Annotated in this window: 24 protein-coding genes and 1 tRNA gene; 10 read left to right on the forward strand and 15 right to left on the reverse strand. The window is 65.5% G+C overall.

Annotation, left to right across the window (positions count from 1 at the left end; translation table 11 throughout):
- The first annotated feature begins 5 nt into the window (after nucleotides 1-5).
- The gene (hutC, locus tag G5A07_RS14885) at nucleotides 6-734 is read left to right on the forward strand and encodes a histidine utilization repressor (RefSeq protein WP_049455443.1); all 729 of its coding nucleotides are present in this window, start codon (nucleotides 6-8) and stop codon (nucleotides 732-734) included.
- Nucleotides 735-835: 101 nt separating this feature from the next.
- Here the strand turns inward: hutC and G5A07_RS14890 are convergent, their stop codons facing one another.
- The 3 genes from G5A07_RS14890 to G5A07_RS14900 all read right to left on the reverse strand — a co-directional run bounded on the left by G5A07_RS14890 (nucleotide 836) and on the right by G5A07_RS14900 (nucleotide 2932).
- The gene (locus G5A07_RS14890; RefSeq protein WP_043398570.1) at nucleotides 836-1846 is read right to left on the reverse strand and encodes a restriction endonuclease; all 1011 of its coding nucleotides are present in this window, start codon (nucleotides 1844-1846) and stop codon (nucleotides 836-838) included.
- Nucleotides 1847-2083: 237 nt separating this feature from the next.
- A complete protein-coding gene (locus tag G5A07_RS14895) occupies nucleotides 2084-2575 on the reverse strand; it encodes a phasin family protein (protein ID WP_010480542.1) in 492 nt (163 codons plus the stop codon).
- An 81-nt stretch (nucleotides 2576-2656) separates the two neighbouring features.
- Nucleotides 2657-2932, reverse strand: a complete 276-nt coding sequence (locus tag G5A07_RS14900) for a polyhydroxyalkanoic acid system family protein (protein WP_049455440.1) — start codon at nucleotides 2930-2932, stop codon at nucleotides 2657-2659.
- Nucleotides 2933-3057: 125 nt separating this feature from the next.
- On the opposite strand from G5A07_RS14900, the gene G5A07_RS14905 reads away from it, so the two are divergent.
- From G5A07_RS14905 to aroA, 4 genes are all read left to right on the forward strand, one after another.
- On the forward strand, nucleotides 3058-3864 hold the full coding sequence (locus G5A07_RS14905; protein ID WP_010480552.1) for an FHA domain-containing protein: 807 nt from the start codon (nucleotides 3058-3060) through the stop codon (nucleotides 3862-3864).
- A 253-nt stretch (nucleotides 3865-4117) separates the two neighbouring features.
- Nucleotides 4118-5203 carry a 3-phosphoserine/phosphohydroxythreonine transaminase gene (gene serC / locus G5A07_RS14910; protein WP_019337284.1) on the forward strand — a complete coding sequence of 362 codons (1086 nt, stop codon included), beginning with the start codon at nucleotides 4118-4120 and terminating at the stop codon, nucleotides 5201-5203.
- 51 nt (nucleotides 5204-5254) lie between these two features.
- Nucleotides 5255-6460 (forward strand): prephenate dehydratase, encoded by a 1206-nt coding sequence (gene pheA, locus G5A07_RS14915; RefSeq protein ID WP_057503311.1) that lies wholly within the window; start codon nucleotides 5255-5257, stop codon nucleotides 6458-6460.
- 76 nt (nucleotides 6461-6536) lie between these two features.
- Nucleotides 6537-7844: a 3-phosphoshikimate 1-carboxyvinyltransferase gene (gene aroA / locus G5A07_RS14920; RefSeq protein WP_191863518.1), complete on the forward strand. Its 1308-nt coding sequence runs from the start codon at nucleotides 6537-6539 to the stop codon at nucleotides 7842-7844.
- Nucleotides 7845-8020: 176 nt separating this feature from the next.
- Here aroA and G5A07_RS14925 read toward each other — a convergent pair whose 3' ends face one another.
- Both G5A07_RS14925 and G5A07_RS14930 read right to left on the reverse strand, forming a co-directional pair.
- Nucleotides 8021-8593, reverse strand: coding sequence for an energy transducer TonB (locus G5A07_RS14925; RefSeq protein ID WP_049482538.1), 573 nt, complete (start codon nucleotides 8591-8593; stop codon nucleotides 8021-8023).
- A 119-nt stretch (nucleotides 8594-8712) separates the two neighbouring features.
- On the reverse strand, nucleotides 8713-9351 hold the full coding sequence (locus G5A07_RS14930) for an energy transducer TonB (protein ID WP_191863519.1): 639 nt from the start codon (nucleotides 9349-9351) through the stop codon (nucleotides 8713-8715).
- Between the two features lie 113 nt (nucleotides 9352-9464).
- Between G5A07_RS14930 and serS the strand changes: the two genes are divergently transcribed.
- A complete protein-coding gene (serS, locus tag G5A07_RS14935; protein ID WP_010480564.1) occupies nucleotides 9465-10745 on the forward strand; it encodes a serine--tRNA ligase in 1281 nt (426 codons plus the stop codon).
- A gap of 140 nt (nucleotides 10746-10885) precedes the next feature.
- Here serS and G5A07_RS14940 read toward each other — a convergent pair whose 3' ends face one another.
- Together G5A07_RS14940 and G5A07_RS14945 are read right to left on the reverse strand one after the other, a co-directional pair.
- Nucleotides 10886-11236: a ligand-binding protein SH3 gene (locus G5A07_RS14940; protein ID WP_191863520.1), complete on the reverse strand. Its 351-nt coding sequence runs from the start codon at nucleotides 11234-11236 to the stop codon at nucleotides 10886-10888.
- Nucleotides 11237-11454: 218 nt separating this feature from the next.
- Nucleotides 11455-12042, reverse strand: coding sequence for an NAD(P)H-dependent oxidoreductase (locus G5A07_RS14945; RefSeq protein ID WP_010480565.1), 588 nt, complete (start codon nucleotides 12040-12042; stop codon nucleotides 11455-11457).
- 127 nt (nucleotides 12043-12169) lie between these two features.
- Here G5A07_RS14945 and G5A07_RS14950 point away from each other — a divergent pair, with 127 nt between their 5' ends.
- Complete coding sequence (locus G5A07_RS14950) at nucleotides 12170-13162, forward strand: LysR family transcriptional regulator (protein WP_005410175.1); 993 nt, start codon at nucleotides 12170-12172, stop codon at nucleotides 13160-13162.
- An 81-nt stretch (nucleotides 13163-13243) separates the two neighbouring features.
- On the opposite strand, the gene G5A07_RS14955 is transcribed toward G5A07_RS14950, so the two are convergent.
- Nucleotides 13244-14314 carry a DUF4241 domain-containing protein gene (locus G5A07_RS14955; protein WP_191863521.1) on the reverse strand — a complete coding sequence of 357 codons (1071 nt, stop codon included), beginning with the start codon at nucleotides 14312-14314 and terminating at the stop codon, nucleotides 13244-13246.
- Between the two features lie 124 nt (nucleotides 14315-14438).
- Between G5A07_RS14955 and G5A07_RS14960 the strand changes: the two genes are divergently transcribed.
- Nucleotides 14439-14528, forward strand: a tRNA-Ser gene (locus G5A07_RS14960).
- A gap of 637 nt (nucleotides 14529-15165) precedes the next feature.
- Here G5A07_RS14960 and G5A07_RS14965 read toward each other — a convergent pair.
- The gene (locus G5A07_RS14965) at nucleotides 15166-17919 is read right to left on the reverse strand and encodes a UvrD-helicase domain-containing protein (RefSeq protein ID WP_191863533.1); all 2754 of its coding nucleotides are present in this window, start codon (nucleotides 17917-17919) and stop codon (nucleotides 15166-15168) included.
- Between the two features lie 179 nt (nucleotides 17920-18098).
- On the opposite strand from G5A07_RS14965, the gene G5A07_RS14970 reads away from it, so the two are divergent.
- Nucleotides 18099-18833, forward strand: coding sequence for a hypothetical protein (locus G5A07_RS14970; RefSeq protein WP_228354636.1), 735 nt, complete (start codon nucleotides 18099-18101; stop codon nucleotides 18831-18833).
- A gap of 68 nt (nucleotides 18834-18901) precedes the next feature.
- On the opposite strand, the gene G5A07_RS14975 is transcribed toward G5A07_RS14970, so the two are convergent.
- Nucleotides 18902-19891, reverse strand: coding sequence for an MDR family oxidoreductase (locus G5A07_RS14975; RefSeq protein WP_109813642.1), 990 nt, complete (start codon nucleotides 19889-19891; stop codon nucleotides 18902-18904).
- 102 nt (nucleotides 19892-19993) lie between these two features.
- On the opposite strand from G5A07_RS14975, the gene G5A07_RS14980 reads away from it, so the two are divergent.
- On the forward strand, nucleotides 19994-20332 hold the full coding sequence (locus tag G5A07_RS14980; RefSeq protein WP_099559578.1) for a winged helix-turn-helix transcriptional regulator: 339 nt from the start codon (nucleotides 19994-19996) through the stop codon (nucleotides 20330-20332).
- 90 nt (nucleotides 20333-20422) lie between these two features.
- On the opposite strand, the gene G5A07_RS14985 is transcribed toward G5A07_RS14980, so the two are convergent.
- The 5 genes from G5A07_RS14985 to G5A07_RS15005 all read right to left on the reverse strand — a co-directional run bounded on the left by G5A07_RS14985 (nucleotide 20423) and on the right by G5A07_RS15005 (nucleotide 24781).
- A complete protein-coding gene (locus tag G5A07_RS14985) occupies nucleotides 20423-20620 on the reverse strand; it encodes a hypothetical protein (protein ID WP_010484799.1) in 198 nt (65 codons plus the stop codon).
- A 115-nt stretch (nucleotides 20621-20735) separates the two neighbouring features.
- Nucleotides 20736-21113 carry an EF-hand domain-containing protein gene (locus G5A07_RS14990; protein ID WP_191863522.1) on the reverse strand — a complete coding sequence of 126 codons (378 nt, stop codon included), beginning with the start codon at nucleotides 21111-21113 and terminating at the stop codon, nucleotides 20736-20738.
- 27 nt (nucleotides 21114-21140) lie between these two features.
- Complete coding sequence (locus tag G5A07_RS14995; RefSeq protein ID WP_053443254.1) at nucleotides 21141-21539, reverse strand: hypothetical protein; 399 nt, start codon at nucleotides 21537-21539, stop codon at nucleotides 21141-21143.
- A gap of 90 nt (nucleotides 21540-21629) precedes the next feature.
- The gene (locus G5A07_RS15000; RefSeq protein ID WP_191863523.1) at nucleotides 21630-23594 is read right to left on the reverse strand and encodes a MacB family efflux pump subunit; all 1965 of its coding nucleotides are present in this window, start codon (nucleotides 23592-23594) and stop codon (nucleotides 21630-21632) included.
- Complete coding sequence (locus G5A07_RS15005) at nucleotides 23591-24781, reverse strand: efflux RND transporter periplasmic adaptor subunit (RefSeq protein WP_191863524.1); 1191 nt, start codon at nucleotides 24779-24781, stop codon at nucleotides 23591-23593. The genes G5A07_RS15000 and G5A07_RS15005 overlap by 4 nt, the downstream gene beginning before the upstream one ends.
- Between the last annotated feature and the right edge of the window lie 5 nt (nucleotides 24782-24786).

Raw genomic sequence — 24786 nt, forward strand, 5'->3', positions numbered from 1 at the left:
ATTACGTGAAGGCCAGCAAGTCCGCCACGCTCAACCAGCGTATCCGCAGCGATCTGGAAAGCCGCATCCTCAGCGGAGAATGGGCGCCGGGCTTCCGCATTCCATACGAACACGAGCTGATGGAGCAGTACGGCTGCTCGCGGATGACGGTGAACAAAGTGCTGACCGCGCTGGCCGAGAGCGGCATGATCGAACGTCGCCGTCGTGCGGGTTCGTTCGTGGCGCGACAGCCGCCACACCTGGAGCAGGTGGCGCTGGAAATTCCGGACATTGCGATGGAGGTCGGTTCGCGCGGGCATCAGTACGGCTACCGGCTGCTGCAGCGCGAGATGCGCCTGGCTGAAGTGGGCAATGCCGGCGAAGTGGAACTGGCCGGCAGCGAAATGCTGTTGGCGATGCGTTGCCTGCACCTGGCCGATGGCCGCCCGCTGGCGCTGGAGCATCGCCTGATCAGCCCCGTCGGCGTGCCCGAGGTGCTGGAGGTCGATTTCAGCACCACCGCGCCGGGCAGCTGGCTGCTGCAGAACGTGTCGTGGACCCGCGCCCAGCACCGCATCAGTGCCTGGGGCGCGGATGCTGTCACCGCCAAGCTGCTCGATGTGAAGCCCGGTACCGCCTGTCTGGTGATCGAGCGCCTGACCTGGCGCGGTGAGCAGCCGATCACCCGCGTGCGCCAGGTGTTCCTCGGCGATGCCTGGGACCTGGTTGCGCGCTTCGCGCCTGGGGCGCGCTAGAGGCGTATCCACGCATGGCGTGGATCTACTGAATCCCGGTTGGGATTATCCGACGCGTGTGAATCCCTGGTAGATCCACGCCATGCGTGGATGCTGCCCCATCAATACGTGGCGCATTGGCGCCAGCGCACCGGCTCATCCACACCGGGTCGGGCATTGAGCTGGATGCGCACGTTGCGCAGGGCGGGGTAGTGCAGCACTTCCTCGCAGACCTGCGGCCACACCGCGTCCAGCTCGCCGGTGCGGTTGATCGCCAGCGTCTGCCGGGTCAACCAGACACCGCTGGCGATGCCGGGCTTGCCGGCCAAGGCACGGGACAGATCGGCCTGGAAGCGCTCCAGCGTAGCGGCATCCGGGTTGGGGTTGCTGCGCGCATCGGTTGAGGGCGCGGCCGGTGCAGGCGTAGGGGCCGGCGGCATGGTGGCGGGGGCCGGCGCCGGTTCGGGCGCCGCTTCAACCGCAGGCGCAACCGGCGCGGGGGCGACCGCCACCTCGGCAACGGGCGGGGCGTCCTGCACGTGCAGCCCTTGCAGGCTCAATCCCACCAGCAGGCCCAGCGTGACCGCGCCGAGCGCGGCAATGGCGATCCGGCGCAGGGCTTCATGGCGGGCGCTGGCGCGCACACGGGTTTCGATTTCCGCCGGTAGATAGGGTTGCAGCAGCGGCCACAGTCGCGGGCCGTCCAGCACCTCGACCGCCTGCTTCTCGGCGGCGCTGCGGCCGTCGCGTTCCATTCGGCCTTCGGTCAGCAGCACGCCGCCCTTGGCGCCGGCCAGGCGCGCGGCTGCACCCAGTTCGTTCACTGCAGCGGTGCCGATGCGGTAGGCCAGGCCGTGCTTGCACGACACCAGCCAGCTGTTGGGGCCGTCACTGAGCAGGAAATCGCTGCTGGGCTCACGGGATTCCTCGCCTGGGTCATCCAGTTCGCGCAGGCCGCGCTGCTCGCGCAGCATGCGCTTGACCAGTACCGAGAATTCGCGCCAGTGCATGCCAGCCAGGGCCTGCAGGCCGAGTTGCATCTCCTTCTGCCGCCGTTTGATCCACCACAGATAGACAACGGCCAGGGAACAGGTAAGCAGGGCCGACAGCAGGGCCAGGATCCAAGGGAGCATGCAGGAGGTGCGCGGAAGGGGCGAATGCGGGAGGCGACAGTGTAAAGGTCGCACTGTGCCGCTGAGTCAGGAGGTTCCTGACAGGAAGCGTGATGGAACGCGCAGTTCGGAATACCGCGGGCACGAAAAACCCGCCAATCCTGAAGCCGTGAGGGGAGGGAACAAACGGCAGCCGAAGCGATTGGCGGGTTGCTCGCGATTGTCAATCAAAATTTATTGCATTGCAACAATGGCTGGTCAGGGCACGCTGCCTGGTGACTGATGGCTGCCCGGTGCAGGTGCATCGGTGCCCGAGGCGTCGCGATTCTCCAGCTTGGCCAGGCGCGCCTGCAGGGCGTCGATGCGAGCCTCCAGCGCAGTCACCTCGTCGGCGGTGGGTACGTGCAGGCGCTTGAGTACGCCCTGCACCTGATCGTCGAACGCCTTTTCAACCTTGTTCCAGGTGCCGGAGGCCTTCTCGCGGGCCTCGTCCAGCGACGTTTCAACGTTGTCGCGCCAGCCCGGGCCCTGTTCGCCGTTGCGTTCACGGCGGCGGGCTTCCCAGGCTTCGCCTTCCTTCACCAGGCCGTCGAAGAAGCGGCTGCCTTCGGCCTGTGCACGGCCAAGAGCGCCCAGGCCGGCCAGCCAGACCTGCTGCGCCGAGTCACTCAGCTTGCGCGAGAAGCGCTCGGCCTGGTCACCGAACGAGGCGTCGTCGTTGCGGCGGTCATCGTTTTCGTACTGGTTCATCGCACTTCCCGTGGGAGTTGGGCCTGCCCCCGAGAGTAGCGCGCGTTGGCGTTGCACGGCCGTGATGGCCGCCGCCGGGGTTCAGCCCAGCTTTTCCTTCAGCACGCGCTGGATCTCGCCTTCGACCATGCCCTTCATCGCCGACAGCAGGAAGCCCAGCTTGGCGGTCACGCGCACGGCGCCCGGCTGCAGTTCGATCGCACCGTCCACGCCGCTGCCGGAGAAATTCAGTACGTCGGCAGTCCAGGACGACTTCAGGCCGAAGCGCTCGGACAACTTGGCGGCAACCTGTTCGATCGCGGTGCGCGCCTGTGCGTCGGGCAGGGCGTGGGCGTGGCGGACATCGATGGTGGACATTCAGGCTCCTGGCGCAGGGCGGGGATGATCAATGAGGGCGAGCATTGTGCGCATCGAGGGCCTCCGCGCCAAGCACTCATCGTGGGTTCTTCTTCGTTGGCGGCCAACCTGCTAGGCTGCGCCGCGTGCAGAACCTGCTTGTCCACTTCAGTCAGCAACAACAGCCCGACCAGCCGCTGCGGCCCGGGGTGCAACGCATCGTGCGCCAGGCCAACGGCAGTGTGCGGCTCGGCGATGCCGGCCACGGTGCCCTGCTGCTGGCGCAGTTCTGCGTGGATGATCGCGGCCTCTGGCTGCAGGTCGGCAACGGTATCCGCGGCATTCATGTGAACGGTCGCCCGGTGCGGCGCATGGCGCTGCTGCGTGCCGGCGATGCGGTGTATGTGGACGGCGTGGAAATGGTCCTGCAGGGCGAGGTCGAGAGCCTGCTGCAGGCGCCTGCGCCGAAGAACGACGACGGCTCCGATGAGCAGCAGCGCCTGCTGCGCGGTGTCGGTGGCCTGCACCATGGCCGCAGCTTCACGCTGTCGCGGTCCCGCCTGATCGGCCGCGGCGGCGACGCTGACATCGAGATCAATGAACCGGCCTTCGCCGAACAGCACGCCCGCGTGGAAGTGCACGGCGAGCGCGTGCTGCTGCGTGACCTGGGCAGTGCCGACGGCACCCGGGTCAACGGTGTGGCCGTGCGCCACTGCTGGCTGCAGGCGGGCGACCAGGTCGTGTTCGATGGCCAGCACCGGTTCGTGCTGGAAGTGCCGCATGACCCGCGCCGGCGCCCGCTGCCGGATGAAGACGAGTCCAGCCAGGACGCCGAGCAGGCGCCGGTGCTGCCGGCCGTGCCGCGCAAGGTCCGGCGCTGGCCGTGGCTGCTGGTCAGTGCGCTGCTGCTGGCCGCGCTGCTCAGCCTGCTGCTCTGGTTCGGCGCGCGCTGATCTGAATCCGCCGGGCATGGCCCGACGCTACCCCCCCCGGCGTGTGCCCACCCGCTTCCGGTAGGTGCCGACCTTGGTCGGCACGCTCCTTCGGCGGGAATGACGCCTGACGGCGTACGCCGACCAAGGTCGGCGACTACCGGCGCCATGCGGGTGGCCAATGGATTCCAATGAAACCAAATTTCCCTTGCGCCACAAGGCCGCAAGGCTGGTGCACTGCGGCATACTAGGGGTCTTGCCCCACAGGTGTGACATGACGCGCGCGTTCAACTTCAGTGCCGGCCCTGCAACCTTGCCGGAATCGGTCCTGCGCCAGGCGCAGGCGGAAATGCTGGACTGGCACGGTACCGGTGCCTCGATCGTGGAAATGAGCCATCGCGGTGTGGAATTCATGTCCGTGGCCGCCGAGGCGGAAGCCGATTTGCGACGCCTGCTCGACATCCCCGACGACTATGCGGTGCTGTTCCTGTCCGGTGGTGCGACCACCCAGCAGGCGCTGATCCCGCTCAACTTCGCCGCCCCCGGCCAACGTGCCGACTACGTGGTCAGTGGCCACTGGGGCAAGACCGCGGTCAAGCAGGCCGGTGTCTACGTCGACGTCAACATCGCCGCCAGCAGCGAGGCCAACGGCTACCGCGAACTGCCGGCGCGTGCCGACTGGCAGCTGTCGCCCGATGCCGCCTACGTGCACATCACCGCCAACGAGACCATCCACGGCGTCGAGTTCCGTGATGTGCCCGACACCGGCAACGTTCCGCTGATCGCGGACTTCAGCTCGTCCATCGCCAGCGAACCGCTTGATGTGCGCCGTTATGGCGTGATCTACGCCGGCGCGCAGAAAAACCTCGGCCCGGTCGGCATCGCGGTGATGATCATCCGCCGCGACCTGCTCGAGCGCAGTGGCCAGCCACGTGCGGACATCTTCGATTACCGCTCGCACGTCGCCCGTGATTCGATGCTCAACACGCCGCCCACCTGGAACTGGTACCTGGCCGGCCTGGTGTTCAAGTGGATGCTGGCAGAAGGTGGGGTGGCCGAGTTCGCCAAGCGCAACGCCGCCAAGGCCGCGCTGGTGTACGGCGCCATCGACGGCTCCGGCGGCTTCTACCGCAATGAGGTCGCACATGCGGCCCGTTCGCGGATGAACATCCCGTTCTTCCTGCCCGATGCCGAGCTCGATGCCCGCTTCGTCGCCGAAGCCAAGGCCGCCGGCCTGCTGGCGCTGAAGGGACACAAGGTGGTCGGGGGCATCCGTGCCTCGCTGTACAACGCCATGCCGCTGGCCGGGGCCGAGGCGCTGGTCGCCTTCATGGCTGATTTCCAGCAGCGTCACGGTTGAGCAATGAACGGCGCGCATCGTCGGGTGCGTGCCCCGCAACAAGGAACTCCGATGGCAAGCAGCAAATCCAGCAAGAAGGCGCCGAAGAAGGCCGAACCGGCCAAGGACAGCGCCTCCACCAAGGCCAAGGGCAAGAGCACGTCCAAGGCCGCGTCGAATCCGGCGCCTACCCTGGCGCCGCTGGCGCTGGCCGATGTGCGCTCGAAGATCGACCAGATCGACCGTGACATCCAGAACCTGATCGCTGAGCGCGCGCGCTTCGCCCATCAGGTCGGCAAGGCCAAGGGCAAGCTCGCCGCCGCCGTCGACTACTACCGCCCCGAGCGCGAAGCGCAGGTGCTGCGCATGGTGGTGGACCGTAACGAAGGCCCGCTCAGCGATGAACTGCTGGTGCACGTCTACCGCGAGATCATGTCGGCCTGCCTGGCCCAGCAGGAGCCGCTGAAGATCGGCTACCTCGGCCCGGAAGGCACCTTCAGCCAGCAGGCGGTGCTCAAGCACTTCGGCCGCTCCGCGCTGGGCCTGCCGATGGCCAGCATCGAGGAGGTGTTTCAGGAAGTGGAAGCGGGCAACGCCGATTTCGGCGTGGTGCCGGTGGAGAATTCGGGGCAGGGCACCATCCAGATCACTCTGGACATGTTCCTGACCTCCAACCTGAAGATCTGTGGCGAAGTGGAACTGCGCGTGCAGCAGTACCTGATGTCGCGCAGCGGCCGCATCGAGGACATCGAGCGCATCTACGCACACCCGCAGTCGTTCATGCAGACCTCGGCGTGGCTGCGCGCCAACCTGCCGAAGGCCGAGAAGATTCCGGTATCCAGCAACGCCGAAGGCGCGCGTCGCGCGCGCAACGCCGATGATGCGGCGGCCATTGGTGGCGAGAGCGCCGGCCACGTGTACGGCCTGAAGAAGGTGGTCACCAAGCCGATCCAGAACGATGCCGACAACACCACCCGCTTCCTGGTGGTGGGTCGCAACATCTTCCCGACCTCCGGCCACGACCGCACCTCGGTGCTGGTGTTCATCCATGACAAGCCCGGTGCGCTGTTCGACGTGCTCAGCCCGTTCGCCCGCCACGGCATCAGCATGAACCGCATCGAGTCGCGGCCGTCGCACCACGGCAAGTGGGAGTACGGCTTCTTCATCGACCTGGCGGGCCACATCGACGACGCGCCGATGCAGGCTGCCCTGGCCGAACTGGAAGCGCACTCGGCGCAGATCAAGGTGCTCGGCTCCTACCCGGTGGCCGTGCCCTGAGTGCTGCTGCGGCGGCAACAGCCGCCGCTCCCTGATGCATCGCCGGCGCTGCCGGTGTTTACGGAATGATCGAACGATGAGCAACGCGCAACACTGGATTGCCCGCAAGGGCCAGCCGCTGCAGGGCAGCCTGACCATTCCCGGCGACAAGTCGGTCTCGCACCGCTCGGTGATGTTCGCCGCGCTGGCCGATGGCACCTCGCATATCGAGGGCTTCCTGGAAGGCGAAGACACCCGCGCCACGGCGCGCATCTTCAGCCAGCTCGGCGTGCGCATCGAAACCCCCAGCCCGTCGCAGCGCATCGTGCACGGCGTCGGCATCGACGGCCTGCAGGCACCCAGCGCACCGCTGGACTGCGGCAACGCCGGTACCGGCATGCGCCTGCTGGCAGGCCTGCTGGCAGGCCAGGCATTCGACTGCACGCTGATCGGCGATGAATCGTTGTCGGGCCGCCCGATGCGCCGCGTCACTGGCCCGCTGTCGCAGATGGGCGCGAAGATCGACACCCAGGATGACGGCACGCCGCCGTTGCATGTGCATGGCGGCCAGTCGCTGCACGGCATCGACTTCGCCTCGCCGGTGGCCAGCGCACAGATCAAGTCCGCAGTGCTGCTGGCCGGCCTGTACGCGCAGGGCGAAACCAGCGTGCTGGAACCGCATCCGACCCGTGACTACACCGAGCGCATGCTGTCGGCGTTCGGCGTGGACATCGAATTTTCACCGGGCAAGGCCCGCCTGCGTGGCGGCCAGCGCCTGCGCGCCACGGACATCGTGGTGCCGGCCGACTTCTCGTCTGCGGCGTTCTACCTGGTGGCCGCCAGCATCATTCCGGGTTCACAGCTGCGCCTGAAGCAGGTCGGCCTGAACCCGCGCCGCACTGGCCTGCTGCACGCGCTGCGCCTGATGGGGGCGGACATCACCGAAGAGAATCCGGCCGAGCAGGGCGGTGAGCCGGTGGCGGACCTGGTGGTGCGCTATGCGCCGCTCAAGGGCGCGCGCATTCCGGAAACGTTGGTGCCGGACATGATCGACGAGTTCCCGGCGCTGTTCGTGGCCGCCGCCGCCGCAGAAGGCCAGACCGTGGTGAGCGGTGCGGCCGAGCTGCGGGTGAAGGAATCCGACCGCCTTGCTGCGATGGCCACCGGCCTGCGCGCGCTGGGCATGCAGGTGGACGAAACCGAAGACGGCGCCACCCTGCATGGTGGCGTTCGCCTGGGCAGCGGCACCATCGAAAGCCACGGTGACCATCGCATCGCCATGGCGTTCGCCATCGCCGGCCAGATCAGTGACGGCGAAGTGCGCATCAACGATATCGCCAATGTCGCCACGTCGTTCCCGGATTTCGATGGCCTGGCGCGCAGCGCCGGGTTCAACCTGGCCTGATCGTCACAGCAACCTCCGGGCCACGCCCGGCAGATCGCATTGCACGGTAGAAGCCAACCTCGGTTGGCGCGCGCTCACCTCATCCGGTAGGTGCCAACCTCGGTTGGCACGCTTTTCCGCATAAAAGGACGGAGGCCGAAGCCTCCGTCTAAACATCACGAACCCCTCGTCCGCGATCAACGCTGCTCGGTACGGAAATCCACCGGAACCCGCACCACGCTGGCGACGGCACGGCCCTCGTGCATCGCCGGCTGGAACTTCCAGTTCTGCACGGTGTTCAGCACCGCGCGATCCAGATCACGACTGCGCTCGCCGCTGCGCGAAACGATCGCAGCATTGGCGACATTGCCGTGGGTATCGACACTCAGGCTGGCGATCACGCTGCCCTGCACGCCACTACGCAGCGCAGCGGCGGGGTAGGTGGGCATGCGGTTGCTGGCCAGCGGGCGGGCCTCACGATTGCGCGCTACCGGCGCGGCCTTCCGCGAAGCAGTAGCCGGGGCTGCCTGGCGCGCGGCAGGGGCCGCTGCATCCGTCACCGCTGCCTGCTCGGGGGCTGGAAGCATGCGCTCACCGACCGGTGCCGGTGCCACGTCTTCCTGGTTGGAATGACGCAGCCAGAGCAGGGCGGCAGCAAACATCGCCACGATCAGCGCGATCCACATCCAGGGCGACGTGGGTTTGTGCTGCAGACTGGAATCCTCCTGCAGCTGCGGCGAATGAAGGTCTTCGTGGGTGGTGGCAGTCATCGCTAACTCCTTCCGTCAATGGACGACGTGGGAAGTGTTGCGCGAGCCACGGACGAGAAGTGTCAGCGTTGCGTCAACGCCACCGGCAGGGTTCAGTTTGCCTGCCGGGAAGTGTTCAGTTACTGGGTCTTGAAGTCGAACGGCACTTCAATGCTGCCGGGGACGGCCTGGCCGTTGCTCTGCGCGGGGGTGAAACGCCAGCGGCGTACGGCGTCGGTGGCGGCACGGTCGAGGTCGCGTGAACCGCTGCGCTGGATCACCGTGGCGTTGTTGGGATAGCCGGTGGCGTCCACGTCCACCCGCACCACCACGGTGCCGGTCTCGCCAGCGCGCAGCGCGGCAGCCGGGTAGGCGGGGGGCGGCGACTGGCCGGCAATCGGCATCGGCTGGCTGTTGCCGGTGGCCGCCGGCGCAGGGCCCGGTGCGGCCGGGGCTGCTTCAGCGATGGGGGCAGGCGGCGGTGGGGCGGTTTCGACCAGCTTTGGTGCTTCTTCCTCTATCGGGGCCGGCTTGGCATCGGGCATGTCGCTGGAACCGGCCGCAGCGGCCAACGGCTCCGGCAGGGGCTCGATCTGGGCGGTTTCCTGCGGCGTCTGGGCGGCAGGATCGGCGCGGAAGAACTCCTTGTCGCGATCGGTCAGCCAGACCAGCACGAACAGCAGTACGCCCACGCCGAAGGCGATGCCGGCGATCTTCAGGGCGTTGCGCGGGATATGCACAGTGAACGACTTGGCGGACGACGAGCGGGGTGCAGACATGGACCGGACCAGTACGGAATGGCCCGATTCTGCCACGGCGGGAATGAACCGGGCGGCAGAAATCCGTATAACAAGCGATAATCCCATCCCTGATACCCACCACGACACCTGCCATGCTTGATCCAGCCCTGCTCCGCCACCAGCCCGCCGACCTCGCCGAACGCCTGCGCACCAGCCGCGGCTTCGAGCTCGACGTGTCTGCCCTGGAGTCCCTGGAGGCCGATCGCAAGCGCATCCAGGTGCGGACCCAGGAGCTGCAGAGCCTGCGCAACAGCCGTTCCAAGGCCATCGGCCAGGCCAAGGCCAAGGGCGAGGACGTTTCGGCCATCATGGCCGAGGTCGCTGCCTTCGCCGACGAGCTGAAGGCCTCGGAAGTGGCGCTGGACGAGCTGCGCGAGAAGATCGAAGCGATCTCGATGGGCATTCCGAACCTGCCGGCCGATGACGTGCCGGCCGGTGCCGACGAGAACGACAACGTCGAGCAGGCACGTTGGGGTACCCCGCGCCAGTTCGATTTCAAGGTGCTCGACCACGTCGAACTGGGCGCCCGCAACGGCTGGCTGGACGGCGAGACCGCGGCCAAGTTGTCGGGCTCGCGCTTCACCGTGCTGCGCGGCCCGATCGCGCGCCTGCACCGTGCGCTGGCCCAGTTCATGGTCGACCTGCACACCGGCGAGCACGGCTACGAGGAAACCAACGTGCCGCTGCTGGTCAACGCCGATTCGCTGCGCGGCACCAGCCAGCTGCCGAAGTTCGAGGACGACCTGTTCAAGACCGCCGTGGGCGACTCCACGCGTTACCTGATCCCGACCTCGGAAGTGCCGCTGACCAACATCGTGCGCGACGAGATCGTCGAGGCCGAGCGCCTGCCGCTGCGCATGACCGCCCACTCGATGTGCTTCCGTGCCGAGGCTGGCAGTGGTGGCCGCGACGTTCGCGGCATGATCCGTCAGCACCAGTTCGAGAAGGTCGAGCTGGTCTCGATCTGCCGCCCGGAAGACAGCGACGCCGAACACCAGCGCATGACGCGCTGCGCCGAAGTGGTGCTGGAGAAGCTGGGCCTGCCGTACCGCAAGGTGCTGCTGTGCACCGGCGACATGGGCTTCTCGGCCATCAAGACCTACGACTTGGAAGTCTGGCTGCCGTCGCAGGAAACCTATCGCGAGATCTCCTCGTGCTCGAACTGTGGTGACTTCCAGGCCCGCCGCATGCAGGCGCGCTGGCGCAACCCGGCCACCGGCAAGCCGGAACTGGCGCACACGCTGAACGGCTCGGGCGTGGCGGTTGGCCGCGCGATGATCGCAGTGATGGAGAACTACCAGAACGCCGACGGCAGCATCACCGTGCCGGAAGCGCTGCGCCCGTACATGGGTGGGCTGGAAACCATCGCCTGATTCTCTGATCGGGTGGGTACCATGCATGCATGGCACCGAATCCACGCATGGCGTGGATCTACTGGAGGATGTTGCACGCGCCCGGCATGAATTCACCGATGCCTCAGTAGATCCACGCCATGCGTGGATGAACCCCGCGATTACCGCATGGCCCGCAGCTTCTCCAGCGGCACCCATCCCGGTTCGCCGGTCTCCGGCACGCACCACGCCCAACCATTGAGCGTGCGCTGCCCACGCAGCACCTGCCCGGGATCCACATCCAGCTCCCGTGCGCAGTAATCCTCTGTGGCAAACGCTTCACCCTGCGCAGTGCGACCGATCACGGGCGCCGGCACGAAACCGGGCTGCTGCCCTTCGGCTTCGCACAGGAACCAGTCGTCCCAGCCCTCCGGGCCTTCATAGCGTTCGCCCACCACCAGCGCCTGGCCACGGCGCAGGGTGATCGGGTGCGGAAATTCGCTGCGGTGTGCAGTGGTCACGATGTAGTTCATGGCCCCAGCCTAACGTTCTGGTGAGCGCCGCGCATGGCACCGAATCCACGCACACGTGCAGTAGATCCACACCGTGCGTGGATGGCGAGCCCTCGGGCCAGACACAGAAAAGCGGCCCCGCAAAGCGGGGCCGCCAGGGTGGGCCGGGATGGGGGAGGGGATCCCGGCCCGCGTTCAGCGCCCAGACGAGGAGAGAGGGGCACCGAACGCTGGAACGCTTATGCAGCGGCGGCTTCAGCCGCTTCGTGCGACGGCAGGGCCGCCAACGCGCCAGCGATGGCGTCTTCACGGTGCTGCGGCGAGTAGGCGATGCCTTCGGCACGTACGAACTCGATGTCGTTGATGCCCCAGAAGGCGAACGTCTGGCGCAGGAACGGTTCCTGGAAGTCGGCCGGCGAATCGGTGTAGATGCCGCCGCGGCTGCTGACCACGATCACGCGCTTGCCGCCGGCCAGGCCGATCGGGCCGTTCTCGGTGTACTTGAAGGTGCGCCCGGCCACGGCCACGCGGTCGATCCAGGCCTTCAGCGTGGACGGGATGCTGAAGTTGTACATCGGCGCGCCGATCACCACGATGTCCGCAGCAAGGAACTGCTCGAGCACCTGTTCAGCATCGGCGGCTTCGGCCGCGTCCGCCTTGGCCAGCGAGCTGCTGCGAAGATGCGGTACCGGATTGGCGTCAAGATCGCGATAATCGATCTGCAGGCCTTCGATCTGCTGCTTGAAGCGGGCCACCACGGCGGCGGTCAGGTGGCGGGAGACGGAGTTCTCGCCAAGCACGCTGGCGTCGAGATGCAGAAGCTTCATGGCAGTCACCTATGTTCTGGGAGGGAGGGGCGGGGTGGCCCCGCCGACGGAGAGAACGATAGGTTGTTGCAAAGGCGGGATAAAGGTGTTTGAATGCCACGTATTGTTCTAGATATGGAACTCGGGCATGCATGACCTGAATGATCTGTACTACTTCGCGATGGTGGTCGACCACGGCGGATTTGCCGCCGCCGAGCGTGCGCTGGGCATCCCCAAGTCGCGCCTGAGTCGCCGCATCAGCCAGCTGGAGACCGACCTGGGCGTGCGCCTGCTGCAGCGCTCCACGCGCCGTTTCGCCGTGACCGACGTCGGCACCAGCGTGCACCGCCACGCGCAGACGATGCTGGCCGAGGCGCAGGCCGCCCGCGAAGTGGTCGACCGCCTCAGTGCGGAACCGCGCGGCGTGGTGCGCGCCAGCGTGCCGGTGTCGCTGGCGCAGATGCAGCTGCCCAAGCTGCTGCCCAAGTTCCTTGAGCAGTACCCGAAGGTGCGCCTGCAGCTGAACATCAGCAACCGCCGCGTGGACATCATCAATGAAGGCTATGACGTGGCCCTGCGCGTGCGTTCGCGCCTGGACGACGACGGCAGCCTGGTGATGCGCAGCTTCGGACAGGTGCAGGAACTGCTGGTGGCCAGCCCGAAGTACCTGGACCGCGCTGGCCGCCCGAAGGACCCGGAAGAGCTGACCCAGCACGTCACCCTCAGCATCAGCGAAGACGAAGCGCGCCAGCGCTGGGAACTGCACGGGCCGGAAGGCGAAGTGCGCCGGGTCGACCTGCAGCCACGCGTGGCCGGCTTCGATTTCCCGCTGCTGCAGAGCATGGTGAAGGATGGCTTCGGCATCACCATGCTGCCGGAGACTGTGTGCGCCGATGCGGTGCGTAACGGCGAACTGGAAGTGGTGCTGCCGGACTGGTCGCTGCCGCAGGGCGTGTGCCATGCCGTGTTCGCCTCGCGTCGCGGCCTGCTGCCGGCAGTGCGCGTGTTCATCGACTTCCTGGCCGAGCACCTGCCGCCGCAGCTGGAGGCCTCGCGCCTGGATTGCGGTGGCGCCTGTGAAAAGGCCAAGGAGCGGATCAAGGCCAGTGCGCTGGGCGCGTTGGCAGTGGATGCGGGCTGAGGCACCTGCCCGCAACTGCACCGCCAATCTGTGAAACGGTAGCGCCGGGCCATGCCCGGCGTTGCTGCTTTCCGGCCCCGGTCACTTCCGCCCGAACAACCGGTCCCAGAAGCTGCGCTGGGGCGGTGCGGCCGGTGTGGGCTCGGCCATGACCGGTGCTTCCAGCACCGCCATCAGCTCCGCGCTGCGTGGCTTCTTCAGGAAGCGCGCATAGTCCAGGTAGCTGGTCACCTTGCTCATGTGCAGCCGCTCGGGCATTGCCGGCAACGCGCCGCCCTGCAGGAGTACCCGCAATGCCTCTGGACGGTCCAGACGGATCGCCTCGAACACGGCGGTGCCGCCGCAACCAGGCTCGATCTGGTTGGCGCGCTGTGGCGCATCCTTCAGCAGGTCGCGCAGTGCGTTCGCATCATCGCGTTCCACCGCCGCTACAAGCCGTGCCAGCGCTTCAGCCTCTTCGGGTGGAAGGCTGTCGCGATAGGCCTGGTCGGCGATCTCGCGCTCGTCGCGCCCGTCTCCGCCCTGGATGCACAGGAAATCGGTGACCAGAGCGACTGGAATGCCGGACGTATCCAGCGCCCAGTAGCTGGGGTAAACGCCGTCGCCCCAGCCGCTGGTGAATACGACCAGGCCATGCGGTGAGTCCTCGCCCCAGGGGCGGTATTCGGTGCCTTCTTCCAGGCCATCATGGTCGATCAGCGCATCCGACCACTCGCCGCCTTCGTCGCCATCGGCCCGTTCGATCAGGGCCAGCAGTGCCTGCTGGGTGTCGGTATCCATGAAGCAGCCGATGCCGGCGTCGACCGGGTAGCCGATGAAGCTGTCCTCATCCAGTCCGGTCAGGTCCTGCGTGGTCCAGCGCGCCATCTGCCAGTGCAGGGCAGACGCAGTGAGGGCTTCGCGGGGCTTGAACCAGACCACGGCCAGCGCCGGGCGGCCGCTGTGCACGATGATCTCGACCGGATGCCGCCCCAGCGGGGCGGTGTAGTCGGCCAGCGCCGGCGCCTCGGCCTGCACCAGCGGATCGCAGACCACCACGTGCCCGCTGCTGACCGGCAGGTGCCCGGCGAAGGTGCGGTGCAGGGCCACAGCGGCCAGCTGGGTGTCGTCCAGCAGGGTAGTGCGCAGGTTGGCCAGGTCGAGGTGGGCCATGGGGGCTCCGATTGCAGTGAAGGCCCCACCGTGCCGGATGCGAAGGGCGGGAGCAAGGGTGGTCTTGGGCAAATGCCCTTCACGTGCGAGAATACGCCGCTGCCCGGGCGACCGGGACCCGATTGGAGAGATGGCCGAGCGGTTTAAGGCACCGGTCTTGAAAACCGGCGAAGGGTCAAACCTTCCGTGGGTTCGAATCCCACTCTCTCCGCCAGTTGTTTCAAAGAGCCCCTGGAAACAGGGGCTTTTTCGTTTCTACGGCCCTGGCTGCCATTCATCCACCCATCCGCCCACAAGGGCAAGTGAACGGACAAACGGATGCCTTCCTTTGATCGGGACTCCGATAGGACAGAGGAAAATCAAGAACCGTAAGCGGTTCTGATACACAGGCGCAGAGACTTCTGCCGGTCAATTTGAATGTACAAGTCACCCGCACTAGGCTGCGCATGCCCAAGGAGGGCGATCAACGGAGTTATGGCATGAAGATTGGATTCAAGCTTTCTGTTGCTATTGCGGCCTGTGCGTTGACCTTTGGAATCAGTAGCGCCACGGCGAAAGCCCCCGGCCCTTGTACCGTCTGCGAGGTCCAGTACAGGGCGTGTGAGGCGTCAGGCACAGACGTGAGCATCTGCATCCGAAACTATACGCAATGCATGCGTGCGAACGGTTGCATTATCCCGTAAGAAAACATCGTGGGGATTTGCAGGGCCTTTACGATGCCCGCAGTCTTGCCACCATCCAGACGAAAGCCTCGGTCCAACCGGGGCTTTTTCTTTTCCGGAGACGCCATGGCGTAGAAGTGCCCTCTGATGCAGGCGGGCGGGTGCGTGCTGAAAGGGGGCGGGATGCAGTCATCCCCGACGCCCACCTCTCGGCTTGCTGTGGCACAACGGGTAACTGGAGCACGACCGGAACGCCCCATGCGGCCCATTGCGGTCCACAAACACGCCCACCTTGCACACCGGGCAGCGCTCTTCATTGATGGCCGCGCCTGAAATCGCGGTTACTTCCACTGCCCCGTCCTTCACCAGCTCATCCAGGAACGGCGAGTGCTTCCCCTGTAGGGTGAACATGGCCACCGAGCGTCGCGCACGCGTCAGCGCGACATAGAACAACCGCCGCTCTTCGCTCAGCGGATAGGTATCCCCATCCGGCATTGCCAGCGAAAGGACCGGGTCATCGGCGCGCAGGCTCGGGAAGCTGCGGTTGATCATGCCCGGCAGAATCACGTAGTCCGCCTCGCGTCCCTTCGATCGATGGACCGTGAGGAACTCTACGTCCATCGTGCTGCCAAAGGCTGTCTTCCAATCCGAAGGCATCGCGCTGCGATCGGCGCGGTAGCGCCCCAGGATGAACACCGTCACGCGTCCATCGCGCCCTTGTGGCACCGCCCCGGACAACAATTGCTGATGCAGCTTGGTGAGGTACTGGCGAACGCCATCCTGCACCTCCTCACGCCGATTCATCTGGAACGCCTGCAGCACCGGGCCCATTGCCGGTGCAGCGGAGCGAACCTGCTTGACGATCTGCGCGGGGTTGCGGCTGATGAAGCGGCTGGAAACATCACACAGCACCTGAGGGCAGCGGAACGTCTGCTCCAGTTTCAGCACCTGGCCATGGCCCATCCACTCGCGGAATCCGGTCATCACTGAAACGTCGGCACCGGCGAAGCGATTGATCGACTGCCAGTCATCGCCCACCGCAAACAGAGAGCGGCCGGGGCGGCTGACCAATGCACGGCAGAGCCGGGCGCGGGCGCGCGAAGCGTCCTGGAACTCATCGGCCATCACCAGCTCGTAGGGCGATTCGTAGCTGCCCTGTTCCAGCAGCCCGGCCGCCATGTTGAGCATGTCTTCGAAATCGATGCCGTGCTCGTCAGCCAGTGCGTTGTCCCAGGCCTGGAAAACAGGGCTGGCGATCTCCAGGAAGCGTCGATGCCGTTCCTTGAACTGATCTTCGGGCATCTGCCGCAGGCGCGCGGCCATATCGTCCAGCGTCAGACAGTTGCTCTTGGCGTGGGCAATGAAGGTGCGCATCAAGCCGATCAGGTCTGCATCCGGCATCGGCTTGGCGCCCTGATCGGGCAACTCGCGGTCAGGGTTCGGGTCGAGTTCGACATCAGACGCGCCAAGTCGCTCCGCAAGATCCTGCAGGGCATGTCCACTGCGCAGGCCGAACGATGTCGTCTCGACCAGCGCGGTGCCGCGCGCTGCATGCTGCTGGCGCTTCCAGTGCATACCTTCAGCGTAGTGGGCGAAGTGCGTCGGCGGCTGGCCATTGGCATCCAGCGCAAAGTGCTCGTGATACAGCCCGGCGTCCGGGTAATAGAAGTCCGGACGATACTGGCGATGGGTGTCGGTCGCCGTATCGAATTTGTAGCGCCGCTCGTAGTCGTACGTCACGCCGTTGTAAAAGAGCCAGTCGGCGATCACGCACTCTTCCAAGCTCTTCACCCGCTCACCCTGCAGGGTGCGGATGTAGGGCATGCCATCGCGGTCGTAGCCGTCGGCCTCCATTTCCGCGCCGAATGGTGGCAGGTCGCGCCCGAACACCAGGCGGAACATGTCCCATTGGGTGCGGAAGTGGGTCGAGCGATCCTTCAGGTCGTCCACCAGTTCGGCCAGCTTGTTGAAGCCCAGCGTGGCGTCAATGGCCCATTCCGGGATATCGGGCTTGCGCCCCGTGGCTTTGGCGATGATGGCCAGGCCGAGTGCATGGAAGGTCCGTACCTCAATCGTGATGTCGCCCATGCCTAATCGGTTGAAGGAACGCTGTGCGCGCTCTTCAAGCTCTCTGGTGGCATCCTTGTTGAAGGCGAGCATCACGATGCGTTCGGGTTCGACAAAGCCGCGGTCAATGGCATAAGCGGCCTTGGCGACCATCGTGGAGGTCTTGCCTGAGCCGGCCGCGGCCACGACCTGGACCCGGTTGTCGAAGCAGATGACGGCGCGGGCCTGTTCCTCGGTCAGCGGCTTGCTCTCGACCCGGTCCAGGAAGTCCTTAGCCAGCACCAGCTCCCGCGTCGCCATGGTCGCATTGGCGTCCCCCCATACGGCGGGCCAATCCAGCTGCCAGTCGTGCAGGGCATCCAATGCGGCACGATGGCTATGGGAGTGCAGGTCGTCGTGCACATCCTCATCGAGGAACAGCCGTTCCAGCTCGGCCGGCGACAAGGGCAGGGTGGGGCGCTCGGCCAGCAGGATATGCTGCTGTTCGTGGGTGATCCAGCGGCGGCCGGCGGTGCCCCGGTCAGTGAGGGCGTCGGCCTCGGCCAGCCACGATTGGATCTGCTCCAGAATGTCCTCGAAGAGCGCCTTGCGCCCGCGTGTGGTGCGCGCGAAGAGCACCTGCTGGACAGCACCCGCGAGGCGGGAAGCCTGGCCGTTGGGCAGGCCGTCCACGGACAGCGTTTCGCCGTCCTCGCTCTGCAGCGCAACCCTGGCCCAGAACAGGCCCGGAAGAACCCGCACACGCTGGTCATCATCGACGTGTTGGCGGTACTGCCGGCCTTCAATCAGAAGCTCGACATGCTCGCCATCCAGCCGCAGCCGCCAGTCCGGCGAGCGGGTCACACGCTGGCCCCAGCCCGAGGGGCGCCATTCCATAGACATCAAGATACTGCCTTGCGTACGTCACTGGGCGTAAAGCGCCCTTACAGCCCCATGATAAGGGGGCTTGATCAGGCGCGTGACTGTTGCCGTGCGGTCGGAGTGGGTTAGGCTGTCGCCATGCCGTAGCGGATGGCTGCGACCACTGCGTGGATGGCGCCCCGGGAAGGAATCCAATGCCTGCAGGAATGTTCTCTACATCTGGCCGCAACTGCCTTCTGGCTGTTGTACTGTCTTTGGCAGCACTGCCTGCGGCGGCGCAATCGCCCACCCCATCACTGTTCTGTGGCTTCTGGACTGAAGAGGCGGATGGAACATGGAGTGTGTCCCGAGAGGTGGACGCAGCAACGGGTGCCACGGCATCGCGCGACACCTACGAATGGACGTCAAACAGCACGCCATTCGGCACTGGCATGGCCAGCAGCTGGACCCTGAATTACTACTGGCCACAAGACGCGACGCGCCAGAAGGTTGTTCCAGAGGCCGAGGTTGTAGTGGTCATGGATTTCCGTTTTGACGCCAAGGAAATCGGCCAGGAGCCGAAGGATCCCGGACACACCTGGATACACCTGTATCGGTCGGAAGATCCGAACAAGCAGTTTTCGGTCTACTCCACCAGCCTGACGGGCAGTATGGACTGGAATCGCCTCCGAAACGGAAACCTCGGCGGAAGGGCTTTTCTGTCTTTGGATACGCTGCTGGCTTACGGTACGGGCTTGGAAAAACTGGTGTGGCACATCCGCGGTGCGCCTAACGCTCTGGGTGTGACGGAAAGTTACGCCAAGGGCGTGCTGCCCATCGCGACGATGCGCGGCAAGCTGGCGAAGATTCCGAAGCTACGTGCTGAACTGGACCGGAAAGCGGGGAAATTCCGCAGCGAATGCAAGCTGCCGATTGAAGTTTCAGAATAGCGCTGCATAGACGCAGAGCACGGCATCGGCCCCGCGGCGGCAGCGTGCCACCGCGGGACTGCCTGCCGTCAGGCATTCACATCCACCACAATCCGCCCACGCACCTTGCCCGGAATGATCTGGTCGTAGACGTCCAGCACTTCGGCAAGCCCAATCAGCTGCACGGTGCTTTCGAGCTTCTGCGGGTCCAGGTCGGTGGCAAGCCGGTCCCACGCACGCTGGCGAACGGCCTGCGGCGCATTCACCGAATCCACGCCGGCAAGCGTCACGTTGCGGAGAATGAAGGGCAGCACCGAGCCATGCAGCTCATCACTCTGCGCCAGCCCGCACGCGGCCACTGCGCCGCGGTACTTCGTCTCGGCAAGGGCGTTGACGAGGGTAGGGCCGCCTGCCACATCGACCACGCCGGCCCAGCGCTCGGCACTCACCGGTCGCTCGCGCGGTTCTGAAAGCTGCGCGCGGTCGATGATCTCGGCGGCGCCCAGGCTGTGCAGATACTCGGCGTGTTCCGGGCGCCCGGTGGCGGCCACCACGCGATAGCCCAGCTTTGAAAGGATCGCCACCGCGATCGAGCCGACGCCACCGTTGGCCCCCGTTACCAGCACGTCGCCCCTATCGGGCGTCACGCCGGCATCTTCCAGTGCCAGCACGCACAGCATCGCGGTGTAGCCGGCGGTGCCGATGGCCATGGCGTCGCGGGTGCTCAGGTTGCCGGGAATCCTGTTGAGCCATTCGCCGCGAACACGGGCGCGCTGGGCGAGGCCGCCGTGGTGGCCCATGCTGAGATCCCAGCCATTGAGCACAACGCGGTCGCCGGGTTTGAAGTCGACGCTGCTGGAGTCCAGCACCACGCCAGCCAGGTCGATGCCAGGGATCAACGGGAACGTCCGGATCACCGGGCGCGCGCCGGTGAGGGCCAGCGCGTCCTTGTAGTTCAGCGTGGAGTACTCGACCTGCACCAGCACGTCGCCATCCATCAGGTTGGCTTCATCGAAATCGACCAGCTCCGTGGAAACGCCGTCGTTGGTCTTGCGGGTCAGCAGTGCCTTGAAACTCATGGTGCGGTCTCACGTTCAATGGATGAACCCATGCTAGGCTCGCACCACTATCGCAACAAGAACGATGATTTTCCGTAGGTACTATGGTTTTCCGGAGTATGCATGCGTAGCAAGCGTTGGGACGGCAAGAGCGGTTGCGCGGTGGAAGTCACGCTGTCGGTCATGGGCGGCGTGTGGAAGCCGATCATTCTGTTCCACCTGATGACAGGCAAGCGGCGTTTCATGGAGCTCACGCGGCGTGTGCCCAACGCTACCCAATCCATGCTGACCAGCCAGCTGCGGGAACTGGAAGCCGACGGGGTGGTGATCCGCCACGTGTACCCGGAAGTGCCGCCGAAGGTGGAATACGAGCTTTCCGAGTTCGGGCGCACGCTGGTGCCGGTGCTGCTGGCCATGCGCGAGTGGGGTGAAGCCTATCGTGGTTTCAAGCGTTCGCCCTGAGCTGATTGTCAGCCGCGCATGGAATGTGGCGCGCACCAGTGCCAGCCCCCAAAAAGGGGGGGGGCGGCACACATCACGGCAATGCGTGACTTACGGGATGGTGCAGCCGCTGTTCCGCAGGCAACGGGCAAACGCCGGGTAGCAGACGTTCTCGCCATTGCCCGCCGCCAGACAAGCCTCGTAGGCGGTGTAGCACGGGGTACAGCGGGACTGCGCGGAGGCACTGCCGATTCCCAGGGTCAGTGCAGCAGCCGCAATAGCAACAGACAGCTTGAATCCAATCTTCATGCTTCACTCCGTTGATAGCCCTCCATGGGCACCTCGGAGGCTAACGTGGGAAGAGGGTGTGTTCAATCCGCACCGCGTCCGGATGGGCATCCATCTTCAGCGCCCCGCCCTGGATTTACTTTGTTGGCGCGTCTGCAGTCTGAGCGGCCACCATGGCTTGTTGCATTTCCTTCAGTGACAGATAGCCATCACCATCGGTGTCCAGGCCCGTAAAGTACTTCGCGATCTCCGGCACCACGACGGCTTCCTCCTTGCTGATCCTTCCATCTTTGTTCTTGTCCATCGCGGTAAATGCGGCGTTGATTGAATCGGCCTGCTTGTTGAAACGGCCGTGCTGAAAATCTGCGTACTCGGACTTGTCGACGCGTCCATCCTTGTTGGTATCCATCGCGGTGAACGTGGAATCGATGTAGGCCTGTTTCGGGTCGGCCGGTGCGGCCTCGGCCAGTAATGGGGCAGCGTACAGGGCAATCAACAGAGCAGTTCTGGTCATGGGGTGTTTGTCCTTGTTGAGGGTCAATCAGCGGCAGGGATAGGTGTAGCCGTCGGTGCCGCGATAGGTATCGTTGCGGCGGTCGTAGTTGCCGTAGCGGTTCATGCAGTAGTCGGCGCGCTCGCGGACTTCGCGTTCGCGCTTGGCAGCAGCGGCAATCACGCCGGCCACCACCGCTGCACCCACCACGCCCACTACCACGCCGGTGGCTTTGGCGTCGTGCCGGCGCTCGCGTTCCCGCTCACGATTCCGCTCACGTTCGCGCCGCTCCCATGCGTCGCGCTCCCGATCACGGTAGTCCTGGCTCCAGTGTGGGCTGTAGCGATCGCCACGCTGTGCGTGGGCGTCGCTGGAGTAGGGCATCAACACCAGTAGCTGCGCGGCAGCTACCAGCAGCAGTGCGGGCTTTCCTGTTCTAAGAAACATCGTCCAGCTCCTGTGCGGACATTCTCGGTAGCCGTAGTACACACTGCGGACATTGCGCGAACCTGCTGTCAATACAGCTAGATGCATTGGCTATTGGACCAGTGCCTCCACCGGATCGAGCCGTGCGGCACGTTGTGCCGGCAGGAATCCGAAGCCAACGCCGATCAGGCTGGAACAGGCGAAGGCGGCCAGAATCGAGTTGACGGAGAACACCAGGCTGAAGCCCGCATCGGCCAGCTCCAGAGCCGCGCCCAACGCAAGCGCCACGCCGATGCCGAGTACACCACCGAGCAGGCAGACCAGCACCGATTCGATCAGGAACTGCTGCAGGATGTCGCTGCGGCGCGCGCCCACCGCCATGCGCACGCCGATCTCGCGGGTGCGCTCGGTCACCGACACCAGCATGATGTTCATTACGCCGATCCCGCCGACCACCAATGCGATGGCTGCGATGGAGCTGATCATCATGGTCAGGATGCTGGTGGTCTGTTCGATGGATTCACGGATCCGCGCGTTGTTGCTCATGTAGAAGTCGGTGCTGCCATGACGCCGCGTCAGCAATCGTCCGATGGCCTGCTCGGCCGCTTCCATGCTGATCGCATCGGAAACGCGTACGGTGATGCTGGACACGTGGCTCTGCCCCAGCATGCGTGCCATGGCGGTGGTGTAAGGCAGCCATACCCGCAGCAGTGACGCATCGCCGGCAGCACCGGCATCTTTCTTCACCACGGCTACAATACGCACAGGCACGTTGCCCAGCAGCAGGGTCTGGCCGATGGGATTGTCCGCGGCAGCGAAGAAGCGAGCGCGGGTATTGGCGTCGATCACCACGACCTGCTGGTAGCCGCTCACACCCGGTGGGCCGAAGAATGCGCCTTCGCCCAGCTTCAGGCCATGCACGCGGAAATACTGCTCGCTGACGCCCTGCACCTGCACGCTGGCCGAACGGTTGCCGCGCAGTGCAGTGCCGCTGGTGGCAACACCGGGGGTAGCGCTGTCCACGAATGGCTGCCGGGCAAGGGCCACGCTGTCGCCGGGAGTGAGTGTTTCCACCCGCGCGGAATGGAGGTCGCCAAAGCCCGATCCGGGATAGATTTCGATGGTATTGGTACCCAACGAGGAGATGTTGGACAGGATGGCCTGCCGTGCGCCGGTACCCAGTGCCACCACCGCTACGACCGATGCAATGCCGATGATGATCCCGAGCATGGTCAGGAAGGTGCGCATGCGGTGGGCGTTCATCGCGCGCAATGCCATGCGGAAGGCTTCAGCGAAACGGTCCCGCCAGACCCGCCAGCCGCTGTTGCCCACAGGCTGGGTCACGGCTGGCGTCGCCACGCCCGCTGACAGACCAGTACCGGTGGCGCGATCATCCACAATCCGCCCATCGCGGATTTCGATGATGCGCTGCGCATGCTCGGCCACGGCCATGTCATGCGTAACCAGCACAACGGTATGGACCTCGGCGTGCAGCTCGCCAAGGATCTTCATCACCTCTTTGCCGGAATGCGTGTCCAACGCACCTGTAGGTTCGTCGGCGAAGATCACCGCGCCACCATTCATCAGGGCACGCGCAATCGAAACGCGTTGCTGCTGGCCACCCGACAGCTCACCAGGAAGATGCTGCATGCGCTCGCCCAGGCCAAGCCGCGACAACAGCGTGGCCGCACGCGCATGGCGTGCATCGGCAGGCATGCCGGCGTAGATCGCAGGCACTTCCACATTGCTCAGTGCAGTCAGATCGGTCAGCAGGTGGTAGCGCTGGAAGATGAAGCCGAAGTGTTCGCGGCGTAGTTCGGCCAGTTCATCCGGCGACATCTGCGCGGTCTCGCGCCCGCAGATCTGATAGACACCGGCGGAAGGGCGATCCAGGCAGCCCAGGATGTTCATCAGCGTGGACTTGCCCGAACCGGACTGGCCTACGATGGCCACCAGTTCACCTGCGTGAATATCCAGGTCGATGCCGTCGAGTACCACCAATGTCTGCTCGCCTGCGGCAAACTCGCGGCGTACGCCGCGAACGCGCAGCAGCGGCTCGGTCGTGGTCGTGCTCATCTGGACTGCGTGGGTGCGCTGGTGGCTTCGGCGTCGGCCTGCGCCAGCACGACCTGTTCGCCTTCCTTCAGCCCGGTGCGTACTTCCACCTGGATCTGATCATCCAGCCCGGTAGTGACGCGCCGCGTGCTGGCGCGGCCGTCGGCACCACGTACCTGCACGCTGTAACTGCCATCGGCGGCGCGCGCACCCAATGCGGCCGAGGGAATGGTCAGTACGTTGTTGGCGCGGCCCAGCACGATGCGGACCTGCGCGGTCATGTAGCTGCGCAGGCGGCCATCGGCGTTATCCACGTCGAACTGGCCGTTGTAGTACATGGCCGTGCGGCTGCCACCCGACACTGCCGGTGCAGCAAGGCTGGAGCTGTCTTCGTTGGTGATCGATTCCGGCGCTGGCGCGATATCCCGCAACGTGCTGCTGTAGCGGCGGCCGGCATCACCAAGAACGGTGAAGAATGCTTCCTGGCCAACAGACGTGTGTACGACGTCGGCCTCGGAGATCTCGGCGTACACCGTCATCACGTCCTGGTTGCCCAGCATCACGATGGTGGGGGCGCTCTGCACCGCATTCACGGTCTGCCCCTGGCGCGCGACCACGGCCAGTACGGTTCCGTCGGTGGGGGCGGTGATGCGGGTGTACTCCAGATTGGTCTGAGCAACATCGACGTCGGTCTGTCGGCGCGCCACTTCACCGTCCAGCGCAGCGACCTGTTCACGGGTGGCATCGACCTTGGCCTTGGCTGTATCGAAGTCGGCGCGGGCCACCAGTTGCGAGGCCGCCAGTCGCTGCTGCCGATGCAGTGTCAGCTCGAACTGGCGCAGGTCGGTGGCCAGCGCATCGCGGTTGGCACGCGCGGTGCGTTGTGCGGCCTGCGCGCTGAGCAATGCATTGCGTTGAGTACGCGAGTCGATGTCGGCGATGGGATCGCCGGCTTTCACTTTGTCGCCCAGCTTTACATGCAGGGTATCGATGCGTCCGGAGACCTGTGCACCCACGCTTACCAGTTGCGAGGGCTTCAGCGTGCCAGTGGCCTCCACCACCTGTTCGATGCTGCCGCGAGCGACCGGTGCAACCTGCGGGTGCGGAGGTGGTGCGGGCCGCAACCACGCGAACAGAGTCAGCGCGCAGCACAGCAGGCCGGCAGCGACGATGAGCGCACGGCGGCGCTTGCGGGGTACGGTGCTCATCGGCT

This window comes from Stenotrophomonas sp. AS012628, from assembly GCF_010608305.1.
GTDB classification, from domain to species: domain Bacteria; phylum Pseudomonadota; class Gammaproteobacteria; order Xanthomonadales; family Xanthomonadaceae; genus Stenotrophomonas; species Stenotrophomonas geniculata.